Genomic DNA, 25,360 nt, shown 5'->3' with positions numbered 1-25,360 from the left:
GTACATCACGATGGCAAGACTTTTAACGATACTGGCTCTCTCCCTGCTACCAGTGGGATCAGGCTATGCCCAATCAAGTAATGACTCCAGCAACGGAACAGCCAGCACCATGACAGACACCAGTATCAGGGAATTCAGAATAGCGATACCGGACCGGGCGATCGACGATCTCAATCAGCGCCTGGCGCTGACTCGACTGCCCGACCAGATTGACAACACAACCTGGGAATACGGCACCGACCGGGAGTTTTTGACCGAGCTGTTGGCCTATTGGCAGAACGGGTTTGACTGGCGCGCCCAGGAACAACTCCTTAACAGCTTTGATCAATACCAGACCACCATTGACGACCTGGATATTCATTTCATCCATCAGCGCTCGCCGCACCCCGAGGCGATCCCCTTGCTGGTGGTCCACGGCTGGCCCGGCTCGATAGCGGAATTTCACAAGATCATCGGCCCGCTGACCGACCCAACCCGTTTTGGCGGCCAGGCCAGCGATGCTTTCCATGTCATCGCCCCATCCCTGCCCGGGTTCGGTTTTTCAGACAGGCCGGCCGACCCCGGCTACAGCCCGGAAAAAATAGCCCACCTGCTGGCCGCACTGATGGAAAGACTGGGATACGACCGCTACGGGCTGCAAGGTGGTGACTGGGGCGCCATCATTAATCGCTACCATGCCGCAAATTATCCCGAACGCCTGATCGGCCTGCATTCCAATTTTGTTCTGACCGGCAATGTCGCTGACCCGACGAGTGCCACGCCCGAAGAGCTCCAGAAGCGTGAGATTCGCGAAGCTTACATGAGCAATGAAAGGGGCTATCAGCAAATCCAGGGCACCAAGCCCCAGACCCTGGGTTACGGCCTCAACGATTCGCCAGCTGGCCTGGCTGCCTGGATCGTGGAAAAATTCCACGGCTGGAGCGACATACCCCAGGACTACCAGGGCAACCTGTACGACAAATTCACCATGGATGAATTATTGACCAATGTTTCCATTTACTGGTTTACGGAAACCATTACCTCCTCCATGCGCATTTATTACGAAAACCGCAACGCTCCTCGCATCGGCGGCCCCATAGGTTATATTTCCGTTCCTACCGGAGGCGCCATTTTCCCCGCTGAAATAACAGCCACACCCAGGAGCTGGGCGGAAAGCAGTTACAACATCGTGCGCTGGACTGTTATGCCCCGCGGTGGTCATTTCGCCGCCATGGAAGAACCCCAGTTGCTGATCGACGACGTGCGGGCCTTCTACGGGGAACTGCGTCCCTGAAGGCGATACTCATCGCATCACTGGTCAATACTTCTGCTGAATGACTCCATCCTGATCCTTGGACCGATGGGTGGCGGAAAAAGCACCCTGGCACGGGGTCTGGCTGACAGACTGGAACTGCCGCGATGCAGCGTTGACCGGATTCAGTGGGAGTACTTCCTGGGGCTCGAATTCGATCATGAACTGGCGAAAAGGCTGCTCCGACCTGATCAGACCACCTTTCTGAACTACAGCGCTCCCTTTAGGCTTTCAGCATTGGAAAGAGCCCTCACTGAAGATCCACGTCATCGACTCTGGCGATTGACAATACAACTGCCTCTGTCGGCCCAGGTCGCGGATAAAATCAGCCGACGTAGACAGAAGCAAACAGGTTTCTCGTATCACTACTGCTCCTTGTGTAATATCAGACCGGACACATCAATTACGACCCGTCTGAGAAGGAAAGCATCATGTCTCACGAGAACGCCCGCCAGGCGGCGGACAGCAAAGGCATACTGGCCTGGATCGAACGAACCGGTAATCGGCTGCCAGACCCGGTGTTTATTTTCCTCTGGTGTATTCTCGCCGTAGTGGTGATCAGCGTAGTGGCAGCCCTGGCCGGTGTCTCTGCCGCCCATCCCACCCAGGTGGACAGCGCCGGCAATGCCGTCATCATCCAGGCCCAGAGTCTACTGTCGGCGACCAATATACAGCGCCTTCTGGTAGAGATGCCGGCCACCTTTGCCGGCTTCTATCCCCTGGGATTTGTTCTGGTAGTCATGCTGGGCGCCGGTGTGGCCGAGCGCTCCGGCCTGTTTGCCACTGCCATGAGTGCTGCCGTCAGCAAGGCTCCCGCTGTTATCCTGACCCCCACCGTGGCGCTGGTCGCCATGCTTGGCAATCTCGCCACCGATGCCGCCTATGTCGTGCTGATTCCCCTTGCCGGCGTTGTTTTTGCCGCTGCGGGCCGACATCCTATAGCGGGCATTGCCGCGGCCTTCGCCGGCGTTTCCGGGGGTTTTTCTGCCAATCTCGTGGTGGGCCCTCTGGATGCTCTGTTATTTGGCATCACTGAAGCCAGTGCAGAGACCATAGACGCAGGGTGGGAGGCCAATATTGCCGGCAACTGGTATTTCATTGCTGCCATGACGGTATTCTTCTTACCGGTAATCTGGCTGGTCACAGATCGGCTTATCGAACCGCGACTGCTGCCACCTGACTCCGTCGCGACAGGCAGTGATGACTTGTTTGAAAGCAGTACTGCCGGCACCGTTAAAAGTGGCTCTGTTGATTTGTCAGCGCTCGAACGGGCGGGGCTGAAACGGGCAGGCCTGGCGGCCCTGGCAATCGGCCTGCTCTGGGTATTTCTATGCCTGGGGCCCGGAACCCCGCTGATCGACGAATCGGCCGCCGCCGAATCGAGATTAAACCCTCTCTACCAATCACTGGTAGCGGGTTTCTTCCTGCTCTTTCTGGCTGCCGGTTGGGCCTATGGGTCTGCGGCGGGCACCGTGTCTGATCACCGGGATATCGTCCGCATGATGAGCGAAGCCATGGCCGACCTGGGCTATTACCTGGTACTGGCCTTTGCCGCCGCGCATTTTGTTGCCCTGTTCAACTGGTCCAACCTGGGGTTGATCTTTGCAATCAGTGGGGCCTCGGCACTGGAAGCCTCCAACTTACCCATGTCGGTACTGCTGGCCCTGATTATTCTGTTTACCGGGATCATCAACCTGTTCGTCGGTTCTGCCAGTGCCAAGTGGGCCCTGCTCGGCCCCGTGCTGGTGCCTATGTTGATGCTGATCGGCATCAGCCCCGAAATGAGTACGGCCGCTTACCGGGTCGGCGACAGCGCGACCAACATCATCACTCCCTTGATGCCCTATTTCCCTCTGATACTGATCTTCTGTCAGCGCTGGCAACGGGAGTTCGGCATAGGCAGTCTGGCGGCCACCATGCTCCCCTACTCCCTCTGGCTGCTGCTGACAGGCATACTGATGACCGTAGCCTGGGTCATACTCGGTCTTCCTCTGGGCCCGGGTGCAGGAGTCGGTTTCAGCCTGATGGAATAAACGCCTGCCTGCGAAAGGCTTTCTGCCGGGGTTTTCCGGGCAGGAAGCCAGGCAGGATAAGAAATCGGCCCAATAGTCAAAGCACACCCCACACTGACAAGCCTTTGCCCGCTCCCCACCCAGCACAAACCAACACAGCCTTACTCCGTGCCCTGGTCGGACACCATCCTCCGGATATGCCCTCAGAGTCAACTCGTGAAAGAAAACACTCAAAGTATTCTGTGCAGGGAGGCCTCATCATGGCGCCGCCATTGCTAACCCGGCTTTAGGAGAAAACCCCGGTCATCGCTGCCCACCGAAACTTTGACACCGCTGATTCCGAGGTCAATTACAAATCGCTTTGAACGGCGGATGAGTTCAGGGCCATAGCCATAGCCCTGGTATTGCTCGACAAGCTCCACTGCCACTCGCCGCAGCCCCACGGGCCGCCCCACGAACTCTATACGAAGCGTCTGTACGCTTCCTACAAAACCGTAAGCCTGATAGAAAGGTACGCCGCTCATAGGGAACCGGTTTGTGGCGGGCTGTGCTCCTGGTGTATTGAAAATCCGTAATCAACCACGGCGTCCTGTAACCTGTATTGCAGTCAGCCCACGGCTTCCGATACCACACTGCAATAAAGGCGCTACTTATTGGTGGCGCCAGCCCGGAATCGGGCCTGACAAGCACCCTGTCAAAATTTCCAGTCATCCCACTGGCTGAATGAACACCTGCTCTGTACAGCTCCAGCTTCTGGTCTATGCGCCAGAGGCTTTGGGCTATAACTGAAGAGCCTTTTCCAGGTAGTTTCAATGGATAACTCGAACCGCGGTGGATAACATCGTCCCGTTGACCGTCAAGCTCAGGTATCGACCGAGGCTTTGTCACTGCGATAAAGTCGAGCAACCATTTGAATAGGCATGCCCCCGCAAACCAGAATCTTCCCGGGGCAATTCCCAATAAGCAAAAACCCCCATAGTCGATACTGCTGAGGCTTTATGTGCAAATAAGCCCTTCAGACACCCCGGTAGCGGATATATGTTGGCCAGCACAAGCAGGAAACAAGCTAAGAGACACAACGAACGCGAGAGCAGGCTTTTCCTGCTGCAACCCGGATATTTAACCGAGCAAGCAAAGGCAATTCATATTATTACCGTCTATTACATTTTTTAACCTTGCTATATTTTATTTAACCTTTTTAGCTAAGGCTTTATTTCCTCGCTGTAAGTTATGCACAAGTTGTTCTTCCGCCGCCATACCTGCTGGCAGTCATCCCGGCTGCATACGCCTGACATCATTGTGTTTGACAGATACAAGACAAACCATTCCCCGGGCTGGATAAGCTGAAGCGAATAACTACCGATATGCTTTCATCACACCCACAGAGCTGGTTAAATGCTTAACCATATCCACCTGGCACAAAATAAAGACAAAGACACCTGCGCCAGCCTTGATCCTGTTGGAAAAACATAATTGGACAGCCTAATTGACTATTTTAAAATTGCACAACCTGATACACGACATACGCCCCCTGACAATGACGTTATTTATCCCAGGCCTGCTATTGCCTGGCAGCCCGGCGCGGGCAGCAGAAGCCGTTGCAACCGCTGAGGGTGGCTCGCTGACGACCTGGAGTGTTGTGATAGCGCTGCTGGTATGCTCGGTGGCGGCCAGTGTCGCCTATCTCTGCTACTTCGCGGTGCGCCTGTGGAATGGGTATTGGAAATCGCTGGCCCTGGCTCCTTTGGGACTACTTGGCCTCTGGCTGACACTGATACTCGTCGGCATGCTGACCGGGCTGGAGCCACGAGCCTTATGGGCAGTCGAGATCCTGGCCTGGGCAATGGGCACTGCTGTGTATCTGGTTACCCTGTTCACTGCCCGTAGAGCCTTCGAAAAAGCTGACGCTACTGATCGGACAAAAGGTTGAGTGCACGCGGGCACTCCTCTGCAACCCCGTCCGGCGAATATCGCGCGGCATAAGGCACTTCTATCCTTAAGCCCATTGCATTCGGGTACTTACAGGCATTAGCTCCCGTAGCGCCATAAGGAACCACCGGTTAACCAGCGCAATGCTCTGCCCGGCTGACAGCAGATGGCAGGCCCACTGGGTCTGCCCGACAAGCGCCGCTAACTGAGATTCATTTTCAGTTATGTAATCCCTTGCGCAGCCAGACAAGGACAGAAACTCCTGTTCGGAGGCCCTCCTCGGTTCCAGCTCAGACTCCACAGCACCACTGCAAGCTCAGCCATCGATGTTCTGTCGAGCTTTCACCTCGTGCATTTGAGTTGTGTTGTGTTGTGTTGTGTTGTGCCGGGCCAGTCGAACCCCCTCTTCTGTTATTGCGCTCGCATTTCCGAACCGTTAAACGCCAACCAGACCTGTCCTGCTAACCCGCTGGCTGAACTGAAGAAACTTACCCCGCTAACCTGCCCAAGCACTCCAGCGTACGCTGATCACCATCAGGCATGGGATCAACGGGCTATTTTTAACCGGATTTGTGATCCACTACAGATTTTAGCCACCCTTTAGAGCTGTACAAGCAGTCGCCAGATGAGAACCCTGGGAGAGCCCGAAAGGCCCATAAAACGGCACTTATACAGCTTATTTATACTGTATATCTCTATTGTCTAATTGTTGGTTGACTTAATTACACAGTCTACTTATACTGCGCATCTAAAATAACAACTTCCAGGTCAGGGCCATGCTTACAAGTAAAGAACTAATGGAGCAGACAGGGATCTCCCGCGCAACGCTCAACAACTACGTTGCACTGGGTATTCTTCCAAGCCCGATAGTCAAAACGCCAGAGGATGGAGATGGACGCGCCACCAGGATCGGTTACTTTCCGAACGAGGCACTTGAACGGGTCAGGAAAGTTCAGGCGATGAAGAAAGACGGCGCCTCTATTGCCGAAATTGCAGAGCAACTTTCAAGCAAGACCGGTGCGCGCTATCCACTTTCAGAGCCTCAAGAAGGAGGTCAGGTCAAGTCAGAACCCCCCAGCCCGGCCAGGCAGCCTATCTATGGGCGGACCACATCAGATCGACTGTCCATGGAGTTGACGATCGACAGCTTCCCTGGACCCGCCTACATGGTCGATAACAACTTTGAGCTCATGTGGTGGAACCGTCATGCAGAAGAATCGGTCTTCGGACCACGGTTATCGAATGCCGGTGATTTACAGACCCGTAACCTGCTGAGCCTGCTGGTTGAAGCATTCGATGGCGACGATACCCAGGAGTTAATGGAAATACTCCGGCCTCATCTGGCCGCTGCCAAGAAACGACTCAGCAAAACCGCCCTGACAAAAATCTACGCACCCCTCGGGGGCGAAATGCTCTCGCTGATCGAGGCTCTTTACGAAGGTGCCCAGACAATTGAAAAGCAGCCCATTGTCCATTTCAGTACCTACCTGAAGGATCGCAACAACAACGAAGTCCCCTGTGACCTCTACCTGTCTTTTTACCGGGAAGGAATCCTGTTCACATACAACCAGGTGTCCAAGAATGACGATTTCCTTCTTCAGTTCCTGGCGCAGCGTAATCAGGTTATCAGGGAACTGCTGCGCAAGCGCAAGCCTTACCTGAGCCATGTTGCGGTGATGGTGGCGGACCTGCAGAACTCGGTGAGGCTCTGTTCTGAGCTTCCAGCCGAAGAGTACTTCCACCTGATCAATGACATCTGGCAGGAAAGTGAACCGATTTTCAGGAAATACTACGGGACCCACGGTAAACACGCTGGGGATGGCATGGTGTACTACTTCTTCCCCCAGCCGGACTGTAACTACGTACTCAACGCGGTGCAGTGTGCCATCGAGTTGCAGGATATGATGAAACGGATTACTCAGCGCTGGCAGGTTCGCAAGGGATGGTTCAATGAATTAATGCTGAACATTGGTCTGCACGAAGGACAGGAATGGTTCGGCACCTACCATGCCGGGGCGCATATCGAGTTCACTGTACTCGGAGAGACAGTCAACTATGCATCCAGGATCAGTGATTTCGCCCGTGACGGCAGTACCTGGGTAACCAAGAGCATGCTGACCCAGGTGCCCTCTGGCTTCCGACAGGCTATCAACTACGGTATCCCTCGCAAGTTTGACGAAAACGATCACCTTTTCGTCAAGGATACTTACGCCAACATCGGCACTATCCTGGAACTGGACAATCCGATCAATTCCAAATTCCGGGATATCGAAATGATTCCGGTGACTCAGGTCAGGGGCATAAGCTCTCAGGACATCAGGTAGAAGTAAAGCCGGTTCCCAGGCAATAAAAAACCGGGCCCTGGCCCGGTTTCTTGTACAGTGTCCGCCTGGCTACCAACCGGACTAAAGGTTGTCGCGGAGTTGCCGGTTGAAAAGAAACTTCTGAAACGGATTTAACAGCCTGGACCAGCCCGAAGTAAACAGCAGAGGTTCATCGAGTACCGAATAACACAAGCACCCTTCATCGCTTCTTGGCGTGTGTGTCTGGCTGCTCTTACGCAGTACAAAATCACCGGGCTGATACTCACCCAGCTCATCTTCAAACGTTCCATCCAGAACCAGTGTGACCTCAAGCCCCCTATGGGTGTGCCTGGGCGCCTGGCTACCAGGTTTCATGTACATGAAATCGCACTGGGCATCCCTATCGAGTGTCAGGTTGGCCGTATTGATACCACCCGCCAACTTTTTCCACACGATGCCGTCTCCAGCGACCTTGGCCAGAACCCGGGGCAGTTTGACGCTACGCTCATGCATGTGCAGTTCCACGCTGCTATTCACCTCCCCTGCGGCCTGCCTGATTGAAACCACCTGCGGCTGCCTGGTGATCTGGTCCAGGATATCGCTGGAGGGCAGAAATTCGGGGGAATTAGCTGCGGGCTCTGAAGACAACCATTGACTGGCCAGCTCCCGCTCATAGCTTTCGGACGCTTTACGACAGTTATCGCAGTAGTGCAGATGTGCGGAAATCGCCACACTCATGCCAGTGGACAACCTTCCTTCACTGAAATCCTTCAGAAGGTTTTCTGAAGGATGGTGATTGGTTTGCCTGATCATTCTTCAACCCCGATAAAATCTCTTAGTTTATTTAACGCCAGCCGCAAACGGGACTTTAATGTCCCCAGAGGAATACCCAGCTGCTGGGCAGCCTCCTGGTGAGTCAGGTCCCGCATAAATACATATTCGATTACCTGCTGCTGTAATTCCGGCAGCTTGCTGAAGTACTGCTGTATCTGATCAACCTGAATGGCGTTGGCCTGTTCCTGCTCCGGATCAACAGAAAGCTCGTACTCTGTCTCCGCGTAAATGTCATCGGCACTGATTCCGGCAGGCTGTCGCTTCATCTTACGCAGGATGTCGAAACAGCGATTACGAACAAGGGTAAAAATCCAGGTCTGGGCTGAACCTTTGTCAAGGTCATACAGAGGCGCTTTTTGCCAGATTATCAGCATGGCCTCCTGAACCAGGTCATTGGCCAGCTGCTCATTGCGGGTTATTTTCATCCCCAGGGCAAAGATTTTTTTGCCAAAACGATGAAAAAGCACATTGAAGGCCGCGCGATCCTGGGAGTTTCCCACCGCTATCAGCAGATCTTCATCGTTCCGATCCGCACCCGCCTGCCCCATTGCTGCCACTGCTTCTTCCTTTTTATCCACTCGCACGCGCTGATGCTTTTTTTCCACCCGCACACGCTCCTGCACGAGATCTGTGGCGCTCATCCTAAACCGATCGAAGCTGGCTGACAATTGATGCATGGGGCTGGATACGGGCATCCATCGCATCTGGATTACTTTCAATGTGAAAATAGTCGAAAAAACCCTGATTGGGGATCTCACAGAGTCACGGTCATTGACCAGAGGTGCCCTGATAAGGTGTCAGTGATCCAGCCGAACACCCTCTCCGTACTTAAACCCATACGTCCGAAGGGGATTTATTCATGCAGCTAACCGAAACACCCGTGTCATATCAGCCCGAGAACGGCAATCTGGCCCGTAAGGTACAACATACCTTTGAGAACTTCAGCTTAGACCATCTCGAGGCACTGCGTGATGTGTACGCCACGGATGTTTGTTTTGAAGACCCGATTCACGGAATTCAGGGGCTCGATGCCCTGATCGGCTACTTTCAGAAGATGCTGGGCGATGTAGACCGCTGTAAATTCAAGTTCCACCGCAGCGTAGTCAACCATGAGGGCATGTTTTTCAGCTGGACCATGATGCTTGAACATCGCAGCATCAAGCGCGGCCAGGTCATCCGGGTCGAGGGCGCCAGCTATCTCAAGATCCGGGACGGCAAGGTATACTACCACCGCGATTATTTCGATCTGGGCGACATGGTGTATGAGAATATTCCTCTACTTGGAACGTTGATCCACTACATTCGCAACAGGATGGCCCGATGAGCACCGCCGTTCCACTGACTGTCGGTAAATAAATAGATGAAGGGCTCCTCGCAGAACATTGCCATCGTTGGTAGTGGCATCGCCGGATTGACGGCAGCCCACCTGTTAAGCCGCAATAATCGCGTAACTGTTTTTGAAGCGGCGGATTATGCGGGTGGCCATACACACACCGTGCCGGTGACACTGGAACAGGCCGGAAAGCTCAGGACCTACCAGGTCGACACCGGGTTCATCGTCTGTAACGACCGCAACTACCCGAATTTCCTGAAGCTGCTCTCATCCCTGGGGGTGTCGACACAACCTACTGAGATGAGCTTCAGCGTTCTCAACCCGGCACTGGGTCTCGAATATAACGGCCACAACCTGGATACGTTGTTCGCCCAGCGCAGCAACCTGCTCAAACCCCGCTTTATCCGCTTCGTGCTGGATATTCTGCGCTTCAACAAGGCTGCCAAAGCCCGGGCATCCAGTGGCGATCCAGGTTCGCAGACCCTGAATGACTTCCTGGGGGAATTGAAATTAAGTCCCCTGCTGCGCGACAACTACCTGCTGCCCATGGTGGCGGCCATCTGGTCCTGCAGTGTCACTCAGGCCGGTGATTTCCCGCTGGACTTTTTTCTGCGCTTTTTCCTCAATCACGGCCTGCTGGACATTAAGAATCGCCCCCAATGGCACGTGTTGAAGGGTGGATCGAACAGCTACATCGAACCGCTTACTGCGCCGTTCAAAGACTCATTGCTGCTCAATACACCGGTCACTTCCATCTCCCGGCGCGATGACTGTGTCGAACTTGTCACGGCAGAGTCAGCCCGGCAATTCGATCAGGTTATAGTTGCCTGCCACAGCGACCAGGCACTGGCATTGTTGAGCAACCCGAGTACACAGGAACGCGCAGTGCTTTCCAACCTGTTGTACCAGGAGAATGACGTTACGTTGCACTGGGATACCACGCTGATGCCAAAGCGCAAAAAGGCCTGGGCCAGCTGGAATTTCCTTGCCGGACAGCAGGACGCTGAGCGCCTGCCGGTCGTCACTTACAGCATGAATATTCTGCAGGAAATCGGCTCAATTCATGATGAAAAACCCTTGTTGGTCAGCTTGAATGCCAACGACCTGATTGCCCCGGACAAAGTAGTCCAGCGCTTTCGCTACGCCCATCCGGTGTATTCCCTGGCGGGGGCCAGGGCGCAGCAGCGACGCAGCGAGATATGCGGCGTGGACCGGATTCACTATTGCGGTGCCTACTGGTACAACGGTTTTCACGAGGACGGTGTCCGCAGTGCGCTGGATGTCTGCGCCCGATTTGGAGAAACCCTGTGACCACTCAGGCGAACCACCTGCCACTGGAAAGCGGCCTGTATAAAGGCTTCGTGCGGCATCGCCGCTTCAGGCCGACAGGGCATGAATTTCGTTATCCTCTTTTTATGGTTTTTATCAAGCTCGACGAGCTGAGCCGGCTCAGTGAGAGACTGTTCCTCCTCGGCACCCGGCCCTGGCATTGGGCCCGATTCCGCCGCCAGGACTACCTTGGGGATGCCAATCTGTCCGTTGCAGATGCCGTTAAAGCGCGTATCGCGGCAGAAACCGGCAAGTGCGCTGCCGAACTGAGCGGCGATGTGTACTTTTTTGGCCATCTGCGCTATCTGGGCTTCTATTTCAGCCCACTGAACCTCTATTTTCTCGAGCAACAACAGCGGGTCCGCTACATGGTTGCCGAAGTCAGCAACACGCCCTGGAATCAGCGTTATTACTACGTCATCGATCTGGACAACCTGGAACCCCATGACAAGAAGTTCCACGTGTCGCCTTTCAACCCCATGAACCAGCGCTATAACTGGCGAATCAGGCCCCCGGGCAAAGGCCGCAGCAAGTCGATGGTACACCTGGAAGTGGCCGATCAGGATTCCGATGCCCCACTGTTTGATGCCACCATAGTTTTGAAACGGCTCACTTTAAACCAAGGCAACCTGCTGCGCGTATTGCTTACAACGCCGGCACAGACTCTGAGCATGGTCACGGGCATCTATTGGCAGGCACTTAAACTTTTTATGAAAGGTGTGCCCTTCCACCGACATCCGGACCAGGAACAGAGGAGCAGGGCTTAACAGAACCACGGGGCCGGTGTGAATAAATCAGCCACCGCGTCCCATCAGTGAATCAAACGGTAGAGTTAAAGAGAGTAAAGAGTCATGAACCAGAAACCTATCAGCCTTTCGCCCACCTTGAAGCAGCAGACTGCTACACAGGGATACAGTGCCGAATGGATTAAAAATGGCTTGCTGCAGGTATTGAGCAAAGCCAGCTGCGGGCACCTGCTGCTTCGCGAGCAAGGCCGCGTGATCGCTGAATTCGGCAACCCCGGTGATCCGTTACAGGCCGAAATCGATGTCCTTGATTCCCGCGTCTACCGGCGCGCCCTGCTGGGAGGCAATGCCGCCGCCGGGGAAGCCTATGTGGACGGCTGGTGGACGACCCCTGACATAGCCCAGGTCACCCGGTTCTTTTCCAGAAATCTGCAGATGATGGATGCCTGGAGCGCCCGGTTCGGCTGGTTCATGAAACCTTTGGCCTGGTTCCGCGCCCTGAAAAGGGCTAACTCCCGTTCCCAGGCAAAGCGCAATATCCTGGCCCACTACGATCTGGGCAATCGCCTGTACCAGACGTTTCTGGACCCTCACATGCAGTATTCATCCGGTATCTATAGCAAAGAGACTGCAGACCTGGAACAGGCACAGATTGCCAAGATGCAGCGCATCTGCGATCAGCTTAAGCTGACTCAGGACGATCATCTGGTTGAAATAGGTTCCGGCTGGGGTGGTCTTGCCCTGTTCGCGGCCAGCCGCTATGGCTGCCGGGTCACCACAACGACCATTTCCGATGAGCAGTACGAATACGCCAGCGACAGGATTCGCGAAGCAGGACTTGAAAGTAAAATTAACCTGCTCAACAAGGACTACCGGGAACTGGAAGGCCAGTTCGACAAACTGGTGTCCGTGGAGATGATCGAGGCCGTTGGACGCCGTTATCTGCCTGGTTACTTTGAAACTGTCAACCGGCTGCTCAAACCAGGCGGCCTGGCAATGGTGCAGGCCATCACCATAGCTGATCAGCGCTTTGACGTATACAGTCGCACCGAGGATTTTATCCAGAAACACATATTTCCCGGTGGGTTTCTGCCCTCCTTGCAACTGATGAGTCAACTGATGGCCGAGAAAACAGACCTGGTTATCCGCGACGTGCATGACATAGGTCTTGACTATGCGCGGACCCTGCGTGACTGGCGCGACCGCTTCATGGCCAGGGCACCCGAACTGGAGTCGTTGGGCTATGGCACCCAGTTCCAGCGGCTATGGGAATACTACCTGGGATACTGTGAGGGTGGGTTTCTGGAGCGTCGCATAAGCACCGTCCAATTACTGGCCAGCAAGGCACCGCACCTTTCCGATTAACATGGATCTCCTGATATCCGAGCGAATGACCACCATGAGACTGCTGAAATTCATAACCTCATCACCAGTCAACATGGTCATCAATAATCTATTCTGGGCAGGCTGTGTAATCGGGCGTTATGACTCGTTCTGGTTCGTCGCACCCGCAATTCTGTTCTACGTGGCACTTTTAATCTATGCCAGGGTAGTGACATTGAAACAGCTGTTGTTCCCGATAATCCTGGGCATCGCTATCGACTCGTTATTCACTGTCACCGGAATGTTTCAATTCGAGCCGCAAGGGCTCTTGCTGCCCCTATGGATGTGTTCTTTATGGATTGCTTTTTCGACCACCCTGCCCCTCTCACTTCGCCTGCTGGGGCATAACGGCTACCTTGCCGCCTTAACAGGGGGGCTCGGTTTTCCGTTCAGCTACTACCTGGGCCACAAACTGGGTGCTATACAATTCGGCCTGCCCCTGCCCTGGGTAATCACCCTGATAGCACTGACATGGGCGGTGCTGTTGCCCATGATGTACAAATGGATAAACACGCAACCGGTACTTAACCATGAAATCGTCTAGATCTCTTTGCCTGACACTGCTGTTAATTCCAGCCCTTCTCGCTCTGACCACGGTCCGCAGCTACGCCTCGCCGGTAGAGCAATTGCGCCCGGTCGGTTCGACAACGTTAAAAGTCATGTTCTGGACCATTTATGACAGTACGCTGTTCAGTAGAAACGGATCCTATGGCGGTGTGGAACCGGGAATCGCCCTGAAAATAGATTACCGCCGCAACATCAAGAAAGACCGACTGATCGACACCACCAGAGACCAATGGCTGGAACTGAGCCTGTATCAACCCGAACTCAGCGAAATCTGGCTCAGCGAGTTGAGCCAGATCTGGCCTGATATTCGCCGTGGAGATTCCATAATCCTCTATGTTGAACCGGATATGTCAGCCACTTTCTATCACAATGAAGAGCTGCTCGGGCGAATTGACAACGCCCGTTTTACTGAAAACTTTCTTGCCATCTGGCTGGCGGAAGACTCCAGCTTTCCCGAGCAGCGAAACGAACTGATCGGCGCCAGGTAAACCAGCCAGAAGAAGTGAGGGAAACGCTGATCGGTGTCTCGGTATTTGTTTAATCAGCGGTCCACTAGAGCAGTTCCACGCCAAACTGACGCATCACCACCACCATCACACCAAAGCATGCCATCGTCACCAGCGCCGATGCGCCCAGTGCCGACCAGAACCCGAACCGTCCAATCAACCAGGGAAACAGCAGAAACATCGGCAAGGTTGGCAGGACATACCAGAAGGTAAACCAGGCATGGTTAGCGATTTTGAGCTGGCCCTGGTTTTCTACGTAGAGCCAGATCAGGGTCAGGACCGTGACCAGAGGCAATGCCGCTATGAAAGCACCAAGCCGGTCGCTGCGCTTGGCGAATTCGGAGACCAGGACGATAATGCCCGAGGTGATCAGGTACTTGGTGATTATCCACTGTGCAGAGGTAAGCATGTTGACTCCAGAAGAAAGGCTGCTTGGGGGTGTCTCGATGCGGCCCCCAGCCAGATGGCAGCGCGCCTGAGACACGGCGCAGACTAGCAGATTTTTCTCACCAGGCACCAGAGTACGGCCCGTGGGAACTACAAGGGCTGCCGAGGCAGCCCAGAAAGAGGGGAATAAGGATCCTGTGGATGTGGATAGCCGGGTGGTCTGACGGAAATCAGCGCGCCAGGCATCATCGGCTCACGCGGCGAAAGTCTCGGGATCTACAGCGACCTTACCATCAGGCCCAGGTCCGGATCGCCGCGGTTGCTGATCAGGTAGTTAACCAGCTTCCTGGTGTAGTGCTCGATTACCGGATCTTTCAGCAGGGAGCGAAGCTGTTCAAGCTCAACGATAAGCTGCTGGCAGGTTTTGTAACCGAGGTAGCTGCGGCCCTGCGGCTCAATCAGCTTTACAGCGGAGAAGTTATAGGCGCGGCCGAGAAAATGCAGTCGGTACACAATCCCGATCGGGACATGCAACGCCTCCTCGTCTTTCTCATCCCTGCCAAGTACTCCAAAGTTGAACAAGACCCGCTTCGTCAACGCATACTGGCGCAGATCATAAATCTTGGCCAGTGACCGACTTTCCCTGACATCCACCTTGCTACCCTCCCTGGGATAGTCTATCGAGGCACCAGGCCACGGATAGCTGATTACGTTCCCTTGTATCACTGTGTTAATTCCTCACTGTAGTCAAAAATGGAAATCAGGGTCCCGGTCTTCGTAAGCGCATCCTGCAAGAACACTTGATGATAGATGGGTGATCTCATTTTTGAGGAGGCAATCTTAGCGCACTAGCTCACGTCCCGAGTGTGAACTGGTTCACACTATTTATGTGACAGAGGTCCAAAAACGCGACCGTTTCGATGAACTGCATCACATTGGCGACGAATATCCTTAAGAGGTTTCTGACAAACCGATTTGTGTTGATAGTGGCTGGAAAACCTCCTCAACGGAAGTGCGGCCTTCCAGTGCCCTTCGCGAGCCCACCTCCTACCCCAACTGCAGCACCCAGGTCTGGAGCCTCATTTTTTTCTTGCCTTTAGTGCTTTTAGTTCGATTTTTCGGTACATTCACCGCGAACGAAACGAATTGATGACACCCCGCGCTCGGATACACTCTCACTCTATCAGAATCAGCTTGAATTCAGTGCTCAGGCCTTAGTAACCTGGCCCCTGAATAAAGGAGACAAACGTCGTAGTGAACGACAAAGCAGTTTCAAACCAGGCCACCGCCAGAAAAGTGTTGTCTTACTTCGGTTCAATACTGGGAGCCGAGCGCAGCTACTATACGCTGGCAATCATCTATGGCCTGGGCATTAGCGCACTGTCCCTCGCGTTGCCGGTCTCGGTGCAGATGCTGGTAAATACCATTGCCAATACAGCCCTGGGTACACCGCTGGTGGTGCTGAGTATTACCCTCTTTATTCTGCTGCTGGCGGCCGGCCTGCTGAATGCCCTGCGTATTCACCTGATGGACCTCTTCAGCCGCCGTTTCTATGCCCGCATGGTTTCAGAAATCGCACTGCGCGCCATCTATGCTCTCAACCCTTTTTTCCTGGACATCAATAAGGGCACGCTGTTCAACCGCTATTTCGACATCATAATCGTCCACAAGACAGTGCCCTACCTGCTTGTTGGCGGCTTTACCACGGTCCTGCAGGCCTTTTTCGGATTCGCACTGGTGTCCCTTTACCATCCTCTGTTTCTGGGTTTTGTCATTCTGCTGGTTGCCCTTATCTGGGTTATCTGGATGGTGTGGGGCAGCCGGGCCATTTGCAGTGCCGTTGAAGTGTCTCATCAGAAGCATGCGACCGCCGCCTGGCTCGAAGGCCTTGGCGCCTCCAATGGATTCTTCAAATCAGAGCGTCACATCAATGAGGCGCTGACCCGTACCGATCAGGTCACCGAGGAGTATATCGATCGTCATCAACGCCACTTCCGGCATTTTTTCGCCCAGACCCTCTGCTTTCTTGTGCTCTACGCCGTTGCCAGCGCCGGGTTGCTTGGGCTGGGCGGTTGGCTGGTCATTAATGACGAACTGTCTCTGGGTCAACTGGTAGCCGCGGAGGTCGTGCTGTCGGTGGCGTTTTACGGCGTCAGCCAGCTGGGCACCTATCTGGCCTATTTCTACGAACTCTGCGGGGCACTCGACGAACTCGGGCTATTTTACGATGTGGAGCAGGAACAGCCTGCGAAGGATCTGGGACGCTTCGAGGGCGATGGGTCCATCGACTTTGTCAATGCCAGGGGCGACGCCCGGGGCCAGGTTGCGACGCTGAATTTTTCCCTGAAGGCCGGATCACGGGTGTTCGCAAGAGTGGAGAGTCAGGGTATTCAGCGCGAGGTAACCAACTTCATCAAGCGTCTGGATAAGCCCAGCAGCGGCTATGTAGCCCTGGGCGGGCAGGACGTGGAGAGTATTCAGGCGTATCAGCTGCGCCAGCACGTTATTGTGCTGGACCGGCCCAACGCCATCGAGCTGACCATTCGGGAATACCTCAATCTCAGCGCGCCCAGCGCCCAGGCCTCAAATCTGATCGAGGTGCTGAAGATCGTCGGGCTCGACCGCACCATTACGCAGCTGAAGAATGGCATGGATACCCGCATCGCCGCCACGGGATGGCCGCTTACCATTACCGAGATCATGCAGATGAAACTGGCGGCGGCGATCATCGCCGGCCCCAAGGTGCTGGTGCTGGGGGAGCTGTACGATACGATACCGGACGACTATCTGATTCCGTCACTCGACCGCCTGAAACAGAAATGGGGAACCACAGTCATCTACTTTTCCAATCGTCCGCCCAGCCGGGAAATGACTTTCGACAGCTACCTGTTTCTGGACCACCGGGCCCAGCAGGTTTACGATTCCTATGCGGCACTTTGTCAGGACAACCCGCTTGCTGCCGGTCATGCAAACCGGCAGGATAGCGACGACGAACCCCGTTAGGCCCTCCACGCAGGATCATTCATGGCAGCTCGTGAAACATACCCCGCTCAGTTCAAAACCCTAGCCGCCCAGCGCCCGCCCGCGGTGATGAAGGCTTTCGCCTGGCTATTGGTCATTGCCATTGTCTCCACCGGCACATTTCTTTATGTAGCCCCCTGGGTGCAGACCACTTCCGGCTTTGGAACGGTAACCGCACTGAACCCCAATGACCGCCTGCAGGAGATCAACGCTCTCGTGCCCGGGCGTATCCAGGAGTGGTATGTCCGTGACGGTATGCATGTCTCTGTTGGCGACCCTATCGTTCGCATTATCGATATCGATCCCCGCCTGCTCGAGCGGCTGGGTGCCGAACGGGACCAGGTGATCGCCCAGCTCCGGGCCGCCGAAACCGCGCAACAGACTGCAGAAATCGATCTGGAGCGAACTCGCAGCCTGTTTGACGATGGCCTCGCCTCCCGCCGCGAGTACGAACAATCCCGCATCCGCGTCGAAGAACTCCGCGCCCGGGTTGCCGAGGCAGCAGCGGAGCTGACCCGCGCTGACGTCAACCTGACACGGCAATCCGAACAGATCGTGCGGGCACCCCGGGATGGCGTCATACTGCGGGTATTCGCCGGTGATGCCGCCACCTTCGTGCAGGCCGGCGACGTGGTAGCCTCCTTCGTGCCGGACAACGCCAGCCGCGCCGTGGAACTTTACATCGACGGCCGCGATGTCGCACTTGTGCGACCTGGCGCCAAGGTTCGCCTGCAGTTCGAAGGCTGGCCAGCGATTCAGTTCAGCGGCTGGCCGTCAGTTGCTGTCGGCACCTTCAGTGGTGAAGTCATTGCCGTGGACCCCTCTGCTGACACCAGCGGCCGTTTCAGGGTACTGGTGATCGAAGATCCGGAAACAGAAACGCCCTGGCCCGATCAGCAGTTTGTCCGCTTCGGTTCTACCGCACGGGGCTGGATCCTGTTGGAAACCGTGCGCGCCGGTTACGAAGTGTGGCGCCAGCTGAATAATTTCCCGGCCCGGCTACCAACAACCTCCAGCCAGGAAAGCGGGGCATGATAAAGATTCGACTGTCAGCCGTTGTCATGGCGGCCTCGCTGCTTTGGCCCGCCGTCACTTCAGCGGCGGAGAACTCCGCGCAACCCCAACCACTGCTGCTGGACGAGGTACTGGCCTCCTCCGCCCGCTATTTCCCCCAGATTCTCGAGAGTCTGGCAGGCCGCCGCGCCGCGGAAGGCAGCGCCCTGGAGGCCGAAGGTGCTTTCGATCTGGTCTTCAGCGCTGACGGTAATCAGAACACCGGCTACTACGACAGCACGGCTCTCAAAGGTGGCGCGAGGCAGCGACTGCGAACCATCGGCGGCAGTGTTTATTCAGATTACAAGCTGTCCAATGGCAACTTCCCCGTCTACCAGGACAACAGCTTCACCAACACCGGGGGCAGTTTCCGGGTCGGCATGCTGTTCTCCCTGTTGCGGGATCGCAGCATTGATCCCCAGCGTTTCGGTGTCATCGATGCCAGGCTGAATGTACAGGAAGCCAGTCTGGATGTACTGCTGACCCGCATCGGCGTACAGGAACGTGCTCTGGTTGCCTACTGGGACTGGGTGGCGAAAGGCAGGCAACTGGGCGTCTACGAAGAGTTGCTGCAGATTGCGATAGAACGCCAGGACGGTCTGGAGGGCGAGGTGGAGCGCGGTGCCCGGGCGGAAATATTTTTGACCGAAAACCAGCAGAATATCACCCGCCGCCAGATCCTGGTCACTTCCGCCCAGCGGGACCTGGCCCTGGCCACCAATCTGCTGTCACTCTATTACCGCGACCAGTCCGGGCGGCCCGCAGCAGTCTCACCCGACCGCTTGCCGCCGGGATCGAGTATCGAGGAGGTATTCCAGGAGAGCACCCCACCGGTGGTCCCGGTATCGGAAGCCCTGACCCGGCGCCCGGAACTGGCTATCCTGCGCACGGCCATCGAACGGGAACAGAACCGCATCAGTCTGGCGGAGAATCAACTGAAACCGCGACTGGATTTTTTCGTCGAAGCTCAGCAGGGCCTTGGCGCTGTGGCCGAGGGCGGTGCCTCCCGTGACGGCACTAACGCCATGGCCGGCTTCACGTTCTCAATCCCCCTGCAGCAGCGTGCCGGCCGCGGCCGCTTGCAGCGTGCCCAGGCCAATCTGGATGCCAGGCAGCAGCAACAGCGCCTGCGGGAAGACCAGATCGACCTGGAAATCCGCAACCTGCTGGTGGATTTGAATATCTCCCGCGACCTGCTGATGCTGGCGGACCAGGAAGTGCAGCAGTCGGAAATCATGCGCGACTCGGAGCAGCGCCGTTTCGACAGCGGCGCCAGTGACTTTTTCCTGCTGAACATTCGGGAAGAAACCGCCGCCAATGCCAGGATCCGGCTGCTTGAAGCGGAATTGCAGGCGCGAATCGCGCGGGCGAATTACGATGCGGCTACCGTGGATGTGGAGCGCCTGGGTATCGACGAACCGGAATAAGGCTGTCCTGCGATCTGGACAAGCGCCCGATCCGGGGATAACTTGGTTGAAGTTTTCCGACCCTTCAGTTTTCACTCAGACAGCCTGAATAACGAATTCAGACCAGGTATTGTTATCCGATGATCACACCGCCCCGCCAGTGCCTGTCAGGCAGGTTTTTCCAAGGACGCTGGCGCTGCTTTGCAGTTGTCTGATTCTCAGCGCCTGCTCTCCTTCCGACTCTGAGCCACTGCCGGTGCTCGTCAACGTCTTCGGCCACAGTAGGAGCAAACTTCCCTTCATCATCGCCATGGATCAGGGCTTCTATGGGAAATACGGCCTGGACGTGGAGTTGCAGATGCCGCCACCGGAATTCGAGGCAGGGATCAGACCACAGTCGAAGCTCTGGCAACGGGTACTGCGACGACTGGGACTGCAGCAACAATCGGACTCCGATATCCTGGTTACCGGCCAGACACCTTCTCTTTACTACCAGACTTTCTATGCCAATACCCCCAGACAGGTCGCCCTGGCGACCACCGATTGCAGCGTCCGCTACCATGTGATCGCCCGGCGCTTTCTGCAGGCGGCGCTGGAAAGCATGGCCATCTATCACAATCAGCCCGAGCTGGCGGTCGAAATTGCCCAGCGCTGGTACGGTTTCCCCAGCCGGGACTTTGCCCAGGCCCGTTATGACCGCGCCGATTATGCCCCGAAACTTCCCTGTCCCTGTTATGAAGGTATCGAAAACGCCATGCGCATTCATGACTCGCTTGCCATGCGCCTGAATGACCCCGAAGACCGCTATGACGACAGCCTGCTGCGCGAGCTGATCGATTCGGGTTTTGCCGCAGAACTGGCTCTGAAGAGCCTCTGCCCCCGGTAATACACTATTTGCATGTGCGGATTGGCGGCGCTGCGGAATTCCGTCCTTACCTGCCGCTTTGATTCAACAGACAGGGCGCCAGGCCACACGAAGACTCCACTCCTAAATCCACGCCTATACACTCCTAACGATGTAATAAGCCGTGTTAGACTCAGCCCAAACCGGTCACCCCAGCGCGTGATTTCCCCTTACAACGAGTATGAACCCATGCCCCATCAGCAGTTTTCTCGACGTGCTTTTTTACAATCAGGCTCGGTGTTGGCGAAAGGCTCCTTTATCGTCCTGGCCGCGCCGGCAATTCTGGCCGCCTGCCGGCAGGCTGATGAATCCCTGCAAGCGGACACACCGGCGTTTAACACGCTTTCGGCACGCGAAGCGGGAGACCTGCGGGCAATAGTGGCCCGTATTATCCCCAGCGACGATACCACGGGAGCCGAAGAGGCCGGGGTCATTTACTTTATTGATGCCGTGCTTGGAGATAACCGGGACGAACAATACCGGGCAGTGCAGGCAGGACTGCGCGAGATACAGGAGACTGCAGCCTCAAGGTACACTGCAGCGAACTTTGCCGATCTGAGTGTGGCGCAACAGGACGAACTGCTTGCTGACCGGGAATCGACACCTTTCTTTGCCACCATTCGCTATCTGACCATTGCCGGCATGTTCTCTCTGCCCAGTTATGGCGGCAACAGAGACAAGGCCGGGTATGCTGTGATCGGGTTTGATGACCAGCATGCCTGGGCACCACCCTTCGGCTTTTACGATGCTGACTATGCGACACGCGGAGAATAGACCATGGCCCAGGTAAGCTTTCCCAACCAGGACGAGGTCGACTTCGTCATAGTCGGTTCCGGTGCCGCTGGAGGCATTGTCGCCAAAGAACTGTCCACTGCAGGTTTTTCCGTTGTCGTTCTGGAACAGGGCCCTCACTTGCAGGCGGGTGATTTCAAACACGACGAATGGGGCTACGACCACAATAGCGAACTGACCTGGGGGGCCCGGCAGGGACACCCGCAGACATTCCGCAGGTCTGAAGCGGAGGTGGCCGTGGCGGGCTCCGGCGGATCCCTCGACTACGCCCATAATGTGGGCGGCAGCAGCGTTCACTTCTCGGGAAATTTCTGGCGCCTTCGGGAGATCGACTTTATCGAGGCCAGCGTGAAGGGAACCATTCCGGGTACGACATTTACCGACTGGCCCATAACCTACGCCGATCTCGAACCTTATTACACCAAAGTCGACTGGGAAATAGGCGTATCGGGGCTACAGGGCCCCTGGGACCCACCACGATCCCGTGACTACCCCTGCCCGCCCATGCCGGTTAAATCCCCGGGCGTGCTGCTGGAACGCGCGGCAAAGAGTCTGGGGCTGAACCCCTACCCGGCTCCGGTTGCCATTCTGTCCCAGGCTCACAACGGTCGCCCTGGCTGTATCCACTGCGGGTTCTGTAATGGCTACGGCTGCGAAGTGAACGCAAAATCCTCCTCCATGGCGACCATGATTCCCCTGGCGCTGGCATCGGGCAATTGCGAGTTACGAACCGGCTGCACAGTGAACAGGGTTGAGACCAACGAGGCAGGCAGAGCCACCGAGGTGGTGTACTGGGATGCCGATGGCGTTGAACACTCACAGCGCGGCAAGGCGATTGTCCTGTGTGCCAATGGCGCGGAGACGCCCCGATTGCTGCTGTTATCCGCCTCCAGCCGGTTCCCCGACGGACTGGCAAACTCTTCAGGCTATGTGGGCCGGAACCTGATGTTCAATGGCTATTCGACCGTGGCCGGGTTGATGGACGAGCCCGTCAACGCACACAAGAGTATCCCCGCGACACGTGTCGTCCACGATTTCTATGAGTTAGACAGCAGCCTTGGATACTACGGCGGCGGCGGTATCGACTCCCGACACCCGACCCGGGGATTACCTATGAACTTCGCCCTGGCCTCCAGTCTGTTCGGCGGGCCCGGCTGGGGCAGCGAGTTCAAGAAAAACCTGGCCTACGAATTCACTCATTCCATTGCTTTTGATGGCCACACCACCTCGCTGCCGCAACTGACCAACAGTGTAAGCCTGGACCCCGAACTGACTGATAAATGGGGCAGGCCCGCACTGCGCTGTACCTATTCAGATCACCCCGATGACCTGCAGACCATGAAGTTCTTCCTGGAGAAATCCACCGAACTGATGGAGGCTACAGGTGCGAGAAATATAGCCGGGTTCTATCCGGAGAACGGCCAGGATGGCGGCGTTCATCTGTTAGGAACGTGCCGGATGGGCAATGACCCACAGACCTCCGTGGTCGACCGCTTCAATCGTTCTCACGATGTGCCCAATCTCTTCATGGTTGACGGCAGCAGCCTGGTCACATCCAGCCGCGGGCAGCCCACTATGACGATAATGGCCCTGGCTTTCCGGGCGGCTGACAATATGATCCAGGCAGCACGGCGGGGAGACATTTAGCGCTTGCGCCCCAGCCCGATAAATAAGGCAACTGTCCGGTAAACAGAATAATTACTGATTTATCTTTGTCACAGCCACGGGATTGCGTTAACGCCCGGGCCTGTTTCATCAGCAATCAACTGCCCTCAGGAACAACCCACGATGTCGGAAACCGGTTGGTACTATATCAAGCACGGAACCAGGCACGGCCCGTTTTCGCGCAGTACACTTAGCGAACTTGTCAGCGAGGGTGAAATCAGCACCACAACCCTGGCATGGCGACACGGCGCGGAAGACTGGGCACCCCTCTCCACGTACGAAGAGTTTTCCGCCGTCGACAAGAAGGATGATGACGTCCCTCCTATTCCGGTCGCTGAATCCATTGCCGACGAACCCGATCCGGAACCTGCCGGAGCGAGGCCCGACAGAAATTTCTTTTCGCGCCACTGGCACGGTGATTATTCCCTGGCCCGGGCCTGGTGGGTCAACTTCACGCTCTTGAACTTTATCGTAGCGGTCGTTGCAACCACACTGATAGCAGCCACCCGGGAACAGCCATGGTTCGGCCTGGGCATACTGTTGGTGGCATTTATTATCTACGGGTGGCAGATTGTCGGCGTCTGGCGATCCTCCAGACATTATGTCGCTGACGCCCACGCCAGCACACCCAGAAAAACCGGTGCCTGGGGAAGAGTGGCGCAGACCTTCGTGGTGCTGGGAGTAATCGGATCGGCCGCCAATTACTACCCGATCGTTCTGGATTATGTCTCAGTTCTGCGAATGGGCGACGCTGGCGTGGAACAATACTACCTTCAGCAAACCGCGGACACGGATTTAACACTGAACGGGTATATCAACTTCCAGTCAGTCCGTGAGTTAAAGCAAGCCTTTACCCTCGATCCGAATTTAAGTGCCATCATTCTGAACAGCCCTGGCGGGTTGATTTCCGCCGCATTTGAGCTGGCGGATTTCATTATTGAAAACGAAATCGTGGTAGGCGCAAAGGGCGAGTGCGTATCAGCGTGTGTCTTTCTGCTCGCGGCGGCAGAGTATTCCGTTGCCACCCCAAACACGAATATCGTTTTCCACCACCCGGAAGCACTAGTGGAGCTGCGCTCTGCCGAGGGACAGCAGAATATTTCCTATGAAATAACCACGTTCTACGAACGTCTGGAGGCGTATGGCCTGCCGCCAGAGAAACTGGCTGAGTTCAAGGCTAACGGATTTACGCCACTGTCGCTGGGAGAAGCCTACGAGTTTTCCATTGTCGATATGTTCTGGGATGAGCTGTCCGGTGAATTTTATGATCCCGCAGCAGTCTGTGCCGAAATAGACTGTTTTGCCACCCCTCTCGAGCTCGGCAGCTATCGCGCCACATCCAATTTCGTCAGCATGGCCTATTTAACCACAGGCGCCTGCTTTGACGACCCGCCCGGAGGCTATGCAAACTCCATAAGCGGAGTACGCAGCGTGCCCTGTGACGAGCCCCATGACAACGAAGTGTATGCGTCAATTGAGGTTGAGCTGCAGGACTACCCCGGCAACGATTTCCTGGACGATTATGCCAACACCGAATGTATTGCGCAGTTCGAGGGTTTCGTGGGAATTGATTACGACTCTTCGACCCTGGCAGTCTTTCCGCTTTACCCGACACCCGAGTCCTGGGAGACCGGTGACCGGGTCGTCAGCTGTATTCTTTATGAAATGAATCTTGAGAAGTTGAGTCAAAGTGCGAAGGGCAGTGGTATTTAGGAAACCGGTTGGACTGGCATTCCAACGAATACTGGACTTCCCAGGTTTTACTAGACACCTTCCAGCCTCTGAAAAACCGCCTCTTCAAACTTCACCGGGGAAACCCCGCCGTTGCATGAATGACGCTTGATCGGTTTGTAGAACATCTCGACAAAGTTAAGTATCTCTGTCTTGGCGTCTGCCCGT

22 protein-coding genes are annotated in these 25,360 nt (G+C 55.6%); 17 read left to right on the top strand and 5 right to left on the bottom strand.

The genetic code is table 11. The annotated features are described in order from the left end of the window. Window positions 1-10 precede the first annotated feature (10 nt). On the top strand, window positions 11-1,273 hold the full coding sequence (locus tag R3F50_16775; GenBank protein MEZ5491944.1) for an epoxide hydrolase: 1,263 nt from the start codon (window positions 11-13) through the stop codon (window positions 1,271-1,273). Window positions 1,274-1,722: 449 nt separating this feature from the next. Continuing rightward, complete coding sequence (locus R3F50_16770; GenBank protein MEZ5491943.1) at window positions 1,723-3,324, top strand: AbgT family transporter; 1,602 nt, start codon at window positions 1,723-1,725, stop codon at window positions 3,322-3,324. Window positions 3,325-3,578: 254 nt separating this feature from the next. Here the strand turns inward: R3F50_16770 and R3F50_16765 are convergent, their stop codons facing one another. Then, window positions 3,579-3,827 (bottom strand): hypothetical protein, encoded by a 249-nt coding sequence (locus tag R3F50_16765; protein MEZ5491942.1) that lies wholly within the window; start codon window positions 3,825-3,827, stop codon window positions 3,579-3,581. A gap of 962 nt (window positions 3,828-4,789) precedes the next feature. On the opposite strand from R3F50_16765, the gene R3F50_16760 reads away from it, so the two are divergent. Together R3F50_16760 and R3F50_16755 are read left to right on the top strand one after the other, a co-directional pair. After that, window positions 4,790-5,233, top strand: coding sequence for a hypothetical protein (locus tag R3F50_16760; GenBank protein MEZ5491941.1), 444 nt, complete (start codon window positions 4,790-4,792; stop codon window positions 5,231-5,233). A gap of 775 nt (window positions 5,234-6,008) precedes the next feature. Then, a complete protein-coding gene (locus tag R3F50_16755; GenBank protein MEZ5491940.1) occupies window positions 6,009-7,556 on the top strand; it encodes an adenylate/guanylate cyclase domain-containing protein in 1,548 nt (515 codons plus the stop codon). A gap of 81 nt (window positions 7,557-7,637) precedes the next feature. Here R3F50_16755 and R3F50_16750 read toward each other — a convergent pair whose 3' ends face one another. Both R3F50_16750 and R3F50_16745 read right to left on the bottom strand, forming a co-directional pair. Then, the gene (locus tag R3F50_16750) at window positions 7,638-8,348 is read right to left on the bottom strand and encodes a ChrR family anti-sigma-E factor (protein ID MEZ5491939.1); all 711 of its coding nucleotides are present in this window, start codon (window positions 8,346-8,348) and stop codon (window positions 7,638-7,640) included. Further along, on the bottom strand, window positions 8,345-8,974 hold the full coding sequence (locus tag R3F50_16745; GenBank protein ID MEZ5491938.1) for a sigma-70 family RNA polymerase sigma factor: 630 nt from the start codon (window positions 8,972-8,974) through the stop codon (window positions 8,345-8,347). Before R3F50_16745 ends, R3F50_16750 begins: the two co-directional genes overlap by 4 nt. Window positions 8,975-9,228: 254 nt before the next feature. Here R3F50_16745 and R3F50_16740 point away from each other — a divergent pair, with 254 nt between their 5' ends. The 6 genes from R3F50_16740 (at window position 9,229) to R3F50_16715 (ending at window position 14,215) form a co-directional block, all read left to right on the top strand. Beyond that, a complete protein-coding gene (locus R3F50_16740; GenBank protein MEZ5491937.1) occupies window positions 9,229-9,693 on the top strand; it encodes a nuclear transport factor 2 family protein in 465 nt (154 codons plus the stop codon). Between the two features lie 36 nt (window positions 9,694-9,729). Further along, a complete protein-coding gene (locus R3F50_16735; GenBank protein ID MEZ5491936.1) occupies window positions 9,730-11,013 on the top strand; it encodes an FAD-dependent oxidoreductase in 1,284 nt (427 codons plus the stop codon). After that, window positions 11,010-11,798 carry a DUF1365 domain-containing protein gene (locus R3F50_16730; protein MEZ5491935.1) on the top strand — a complete coding sequence of 263 codons (789 nt, stop codon included), beginning with the start codon at window positions 11,010-11,012 and terminating at the stop codon, window positions 11,796-11,798. The genes R3F50_16735 and R3F50_16730 overlap by 4 nt, the downstream gene beginning before the upstream one ends. Before the next feature lie 84 nt (window positions 11,799-11,882). Continuing rightward, window positions 11,883-13,142, top strand: a complete 1,260-nt coding sequence (locus R3F50_16725) for a cyclopropane-fatty-acyl-phospholipid synthase family protein (protein MEZ5491934.1) — start codon at window positions 11,883-11,885, stop codon at window positions 13,140-13,142. 34 nt (window positions 13,143-13,176) lie between these two features. Continuing rightward, complete coding sequence (locus tag R3F50_16720; GenBank protein MEZ5491933.1) at window positions 13,177-13,704, top strand: DUF2878 domain-containing protein; 528 nt, start codon at window positions 13,177-13,179, stop codon at window positions 13,702-13,704. Continuing rightward, window positions 13,691-14,215 carry a chalcone isomerase family protein gene (locus R3F50_16715; GenBank protein ID MEZ5491932.1) on the top strand — a complete coding sequence of 175 codons (525 nt, stop codon included), beginning with the start codon at window positions 13,691-13,693 and terminating at the stop codon, window positions 14,213-14,215. The genes R3F50_16720 and R3F50_16715 overlap by 14 nt, the downstream gene beginning before the upstream one ends. Before the next feature lie 64 nt (window positions 14,216-14,279). Here R3F50_16715 and R3F50_16710 read toward each other — a convergent pair whose 3' ends face one another. Together R3F50_16710 and R3F50_16705 are read right to left on the bottom strand one after the other, a co-directional pair. Next, window positions 14,280-14,642, bottom strand: coding sequence for a DUF3147 family protein (locus R3F50_16710; GenBank protein MEZ5491931.1), 363 nt, complete (start codon window positions 14,640-14,642; stop codon window positions 14,280-14,282). Between the two features lie 254 nt (window positions 14,643-14,896). Beyond that, window positions 14,897-15,346 carry a hypothetical protein gene (locus R3F50_16705; protein MEZ5491930.1) on the bottom strand — a complete coding sequence of 150 codons (450 nt, stop codon included), beginning with the start codon at window positions 15,344-15,346 and terminating at the stop codon, window positions 14,897-14,899. A gap of 528 nt (window positions 15,347-15,874) precedes the next feature. Between R3F50_16705 and R3F50_16700 the strand changes: the two genes are divergently transcribed. The 7 genes from R3F50_16700 (at window position 15,875) to R3F50_16670 (ending at window position 25,174) form a co-directional block, all read left to right on the top strand. Continuing rightward, the gene (locus R3F50_16700) at window positions 15,875-17,623 is read left to right on the top strand and encodes an ABC transporter ATP-binding protein (protein ID MEZ5491929.1); all 1,749 of its coding nucleotides are present in this window, start codon (window positions 15,875-15,877) and stop codon (window positions 17,621-17,623) included. Window positions 17,624-17,644: 21 nt separating this feature from the next. Next, window positions 17,645-18,676, top strand: coding sequence for an HlyD family efflux transporter periplasmic adaptor subunit (locus tag R3F50_16695; protein ID MEZ5491928.1), 1,032 nt, complete (start codon window positions 17,645-17,647; stop codon window positions 18,674-18,676). Beyond that, window positions 18,673-20,121, top strand: a complete 1,449-nt coding sequence (locus R3F50_16690) for a TolC family protein (GenBank protein ID MEZ5491927.1) — start codon at window positions 18,673-18,675, stop codon at window positions 20,119-20,121. The genes R3F50_16695 and R3F50_16690 overlap by 4 nt, the downstream gene beginning before the upstream one ends. Before the next feature lie 109 nt (window positions 20,122-20,230). Then, on the top strand, window positions 20,231-20,986 hold the full coding sequence (locus tag R3F50_16685) for a hypothetical protein (protein ID MEZ5491926.1): 756 nt from the start codon (window positions 20,231-20,233) through the stop codon (window positions 20,984-20,986). 177 nt (window positions 20,987-21,163) lie between these two features. Further along, window positions 21,164-21,778, top strand: a complete 615-nt coding sequence (locus R3F50_16680) for a gluconate 2-dehydrogenase subunit 3 family protein (GenBank protein ID MEZ5491925.1) — start codon at window positions 21,164-21,166, stop codon at window positions 21,776-21,778. 3 nt (window positions 21,779-21,781) lie between these two features. Further along, window positions 21,782-23,443 (top strand): GMC family oxidoreductase, encoded by a 1,662-nt coding sequence (locus R3F50_16675; GenBank protein MEZ5491924.1) that lies wholly within the window; start codon window positions 21,782-21,784, stop codon window positions 23,441-23,443. A 141-nt stretch (window positions 23,444-23,584) separates the two neighbouring features. Continuing rightward, window positions 23,585-25,174, top strand: coding sequence for a GYF domain-containing protein (locus R3F50_16670; GenBank protein ID MEZ5491923.1), 1,590 nt, complete (start codon window positions 23,585-23,587; stop codon window positions 25,172-25,174). Window positions 25,175-25,360: the final 186 nt, after the last annotated feature.

Source organism: Gammaproteobacteria bacterium, assembly GCA_041395725.1.
Taxonomy (GTDB): Bacteria; Pseudomonadota; Gammaproteobacteria; order Pseudomonadales; family Pseudohongiellaceae; genus NORP240.
The sequence above is the reverse complement of the archived record's forward strand: the minus strand, read 5'-3'. Positions and strand labels throughout refer to the sequence as shown.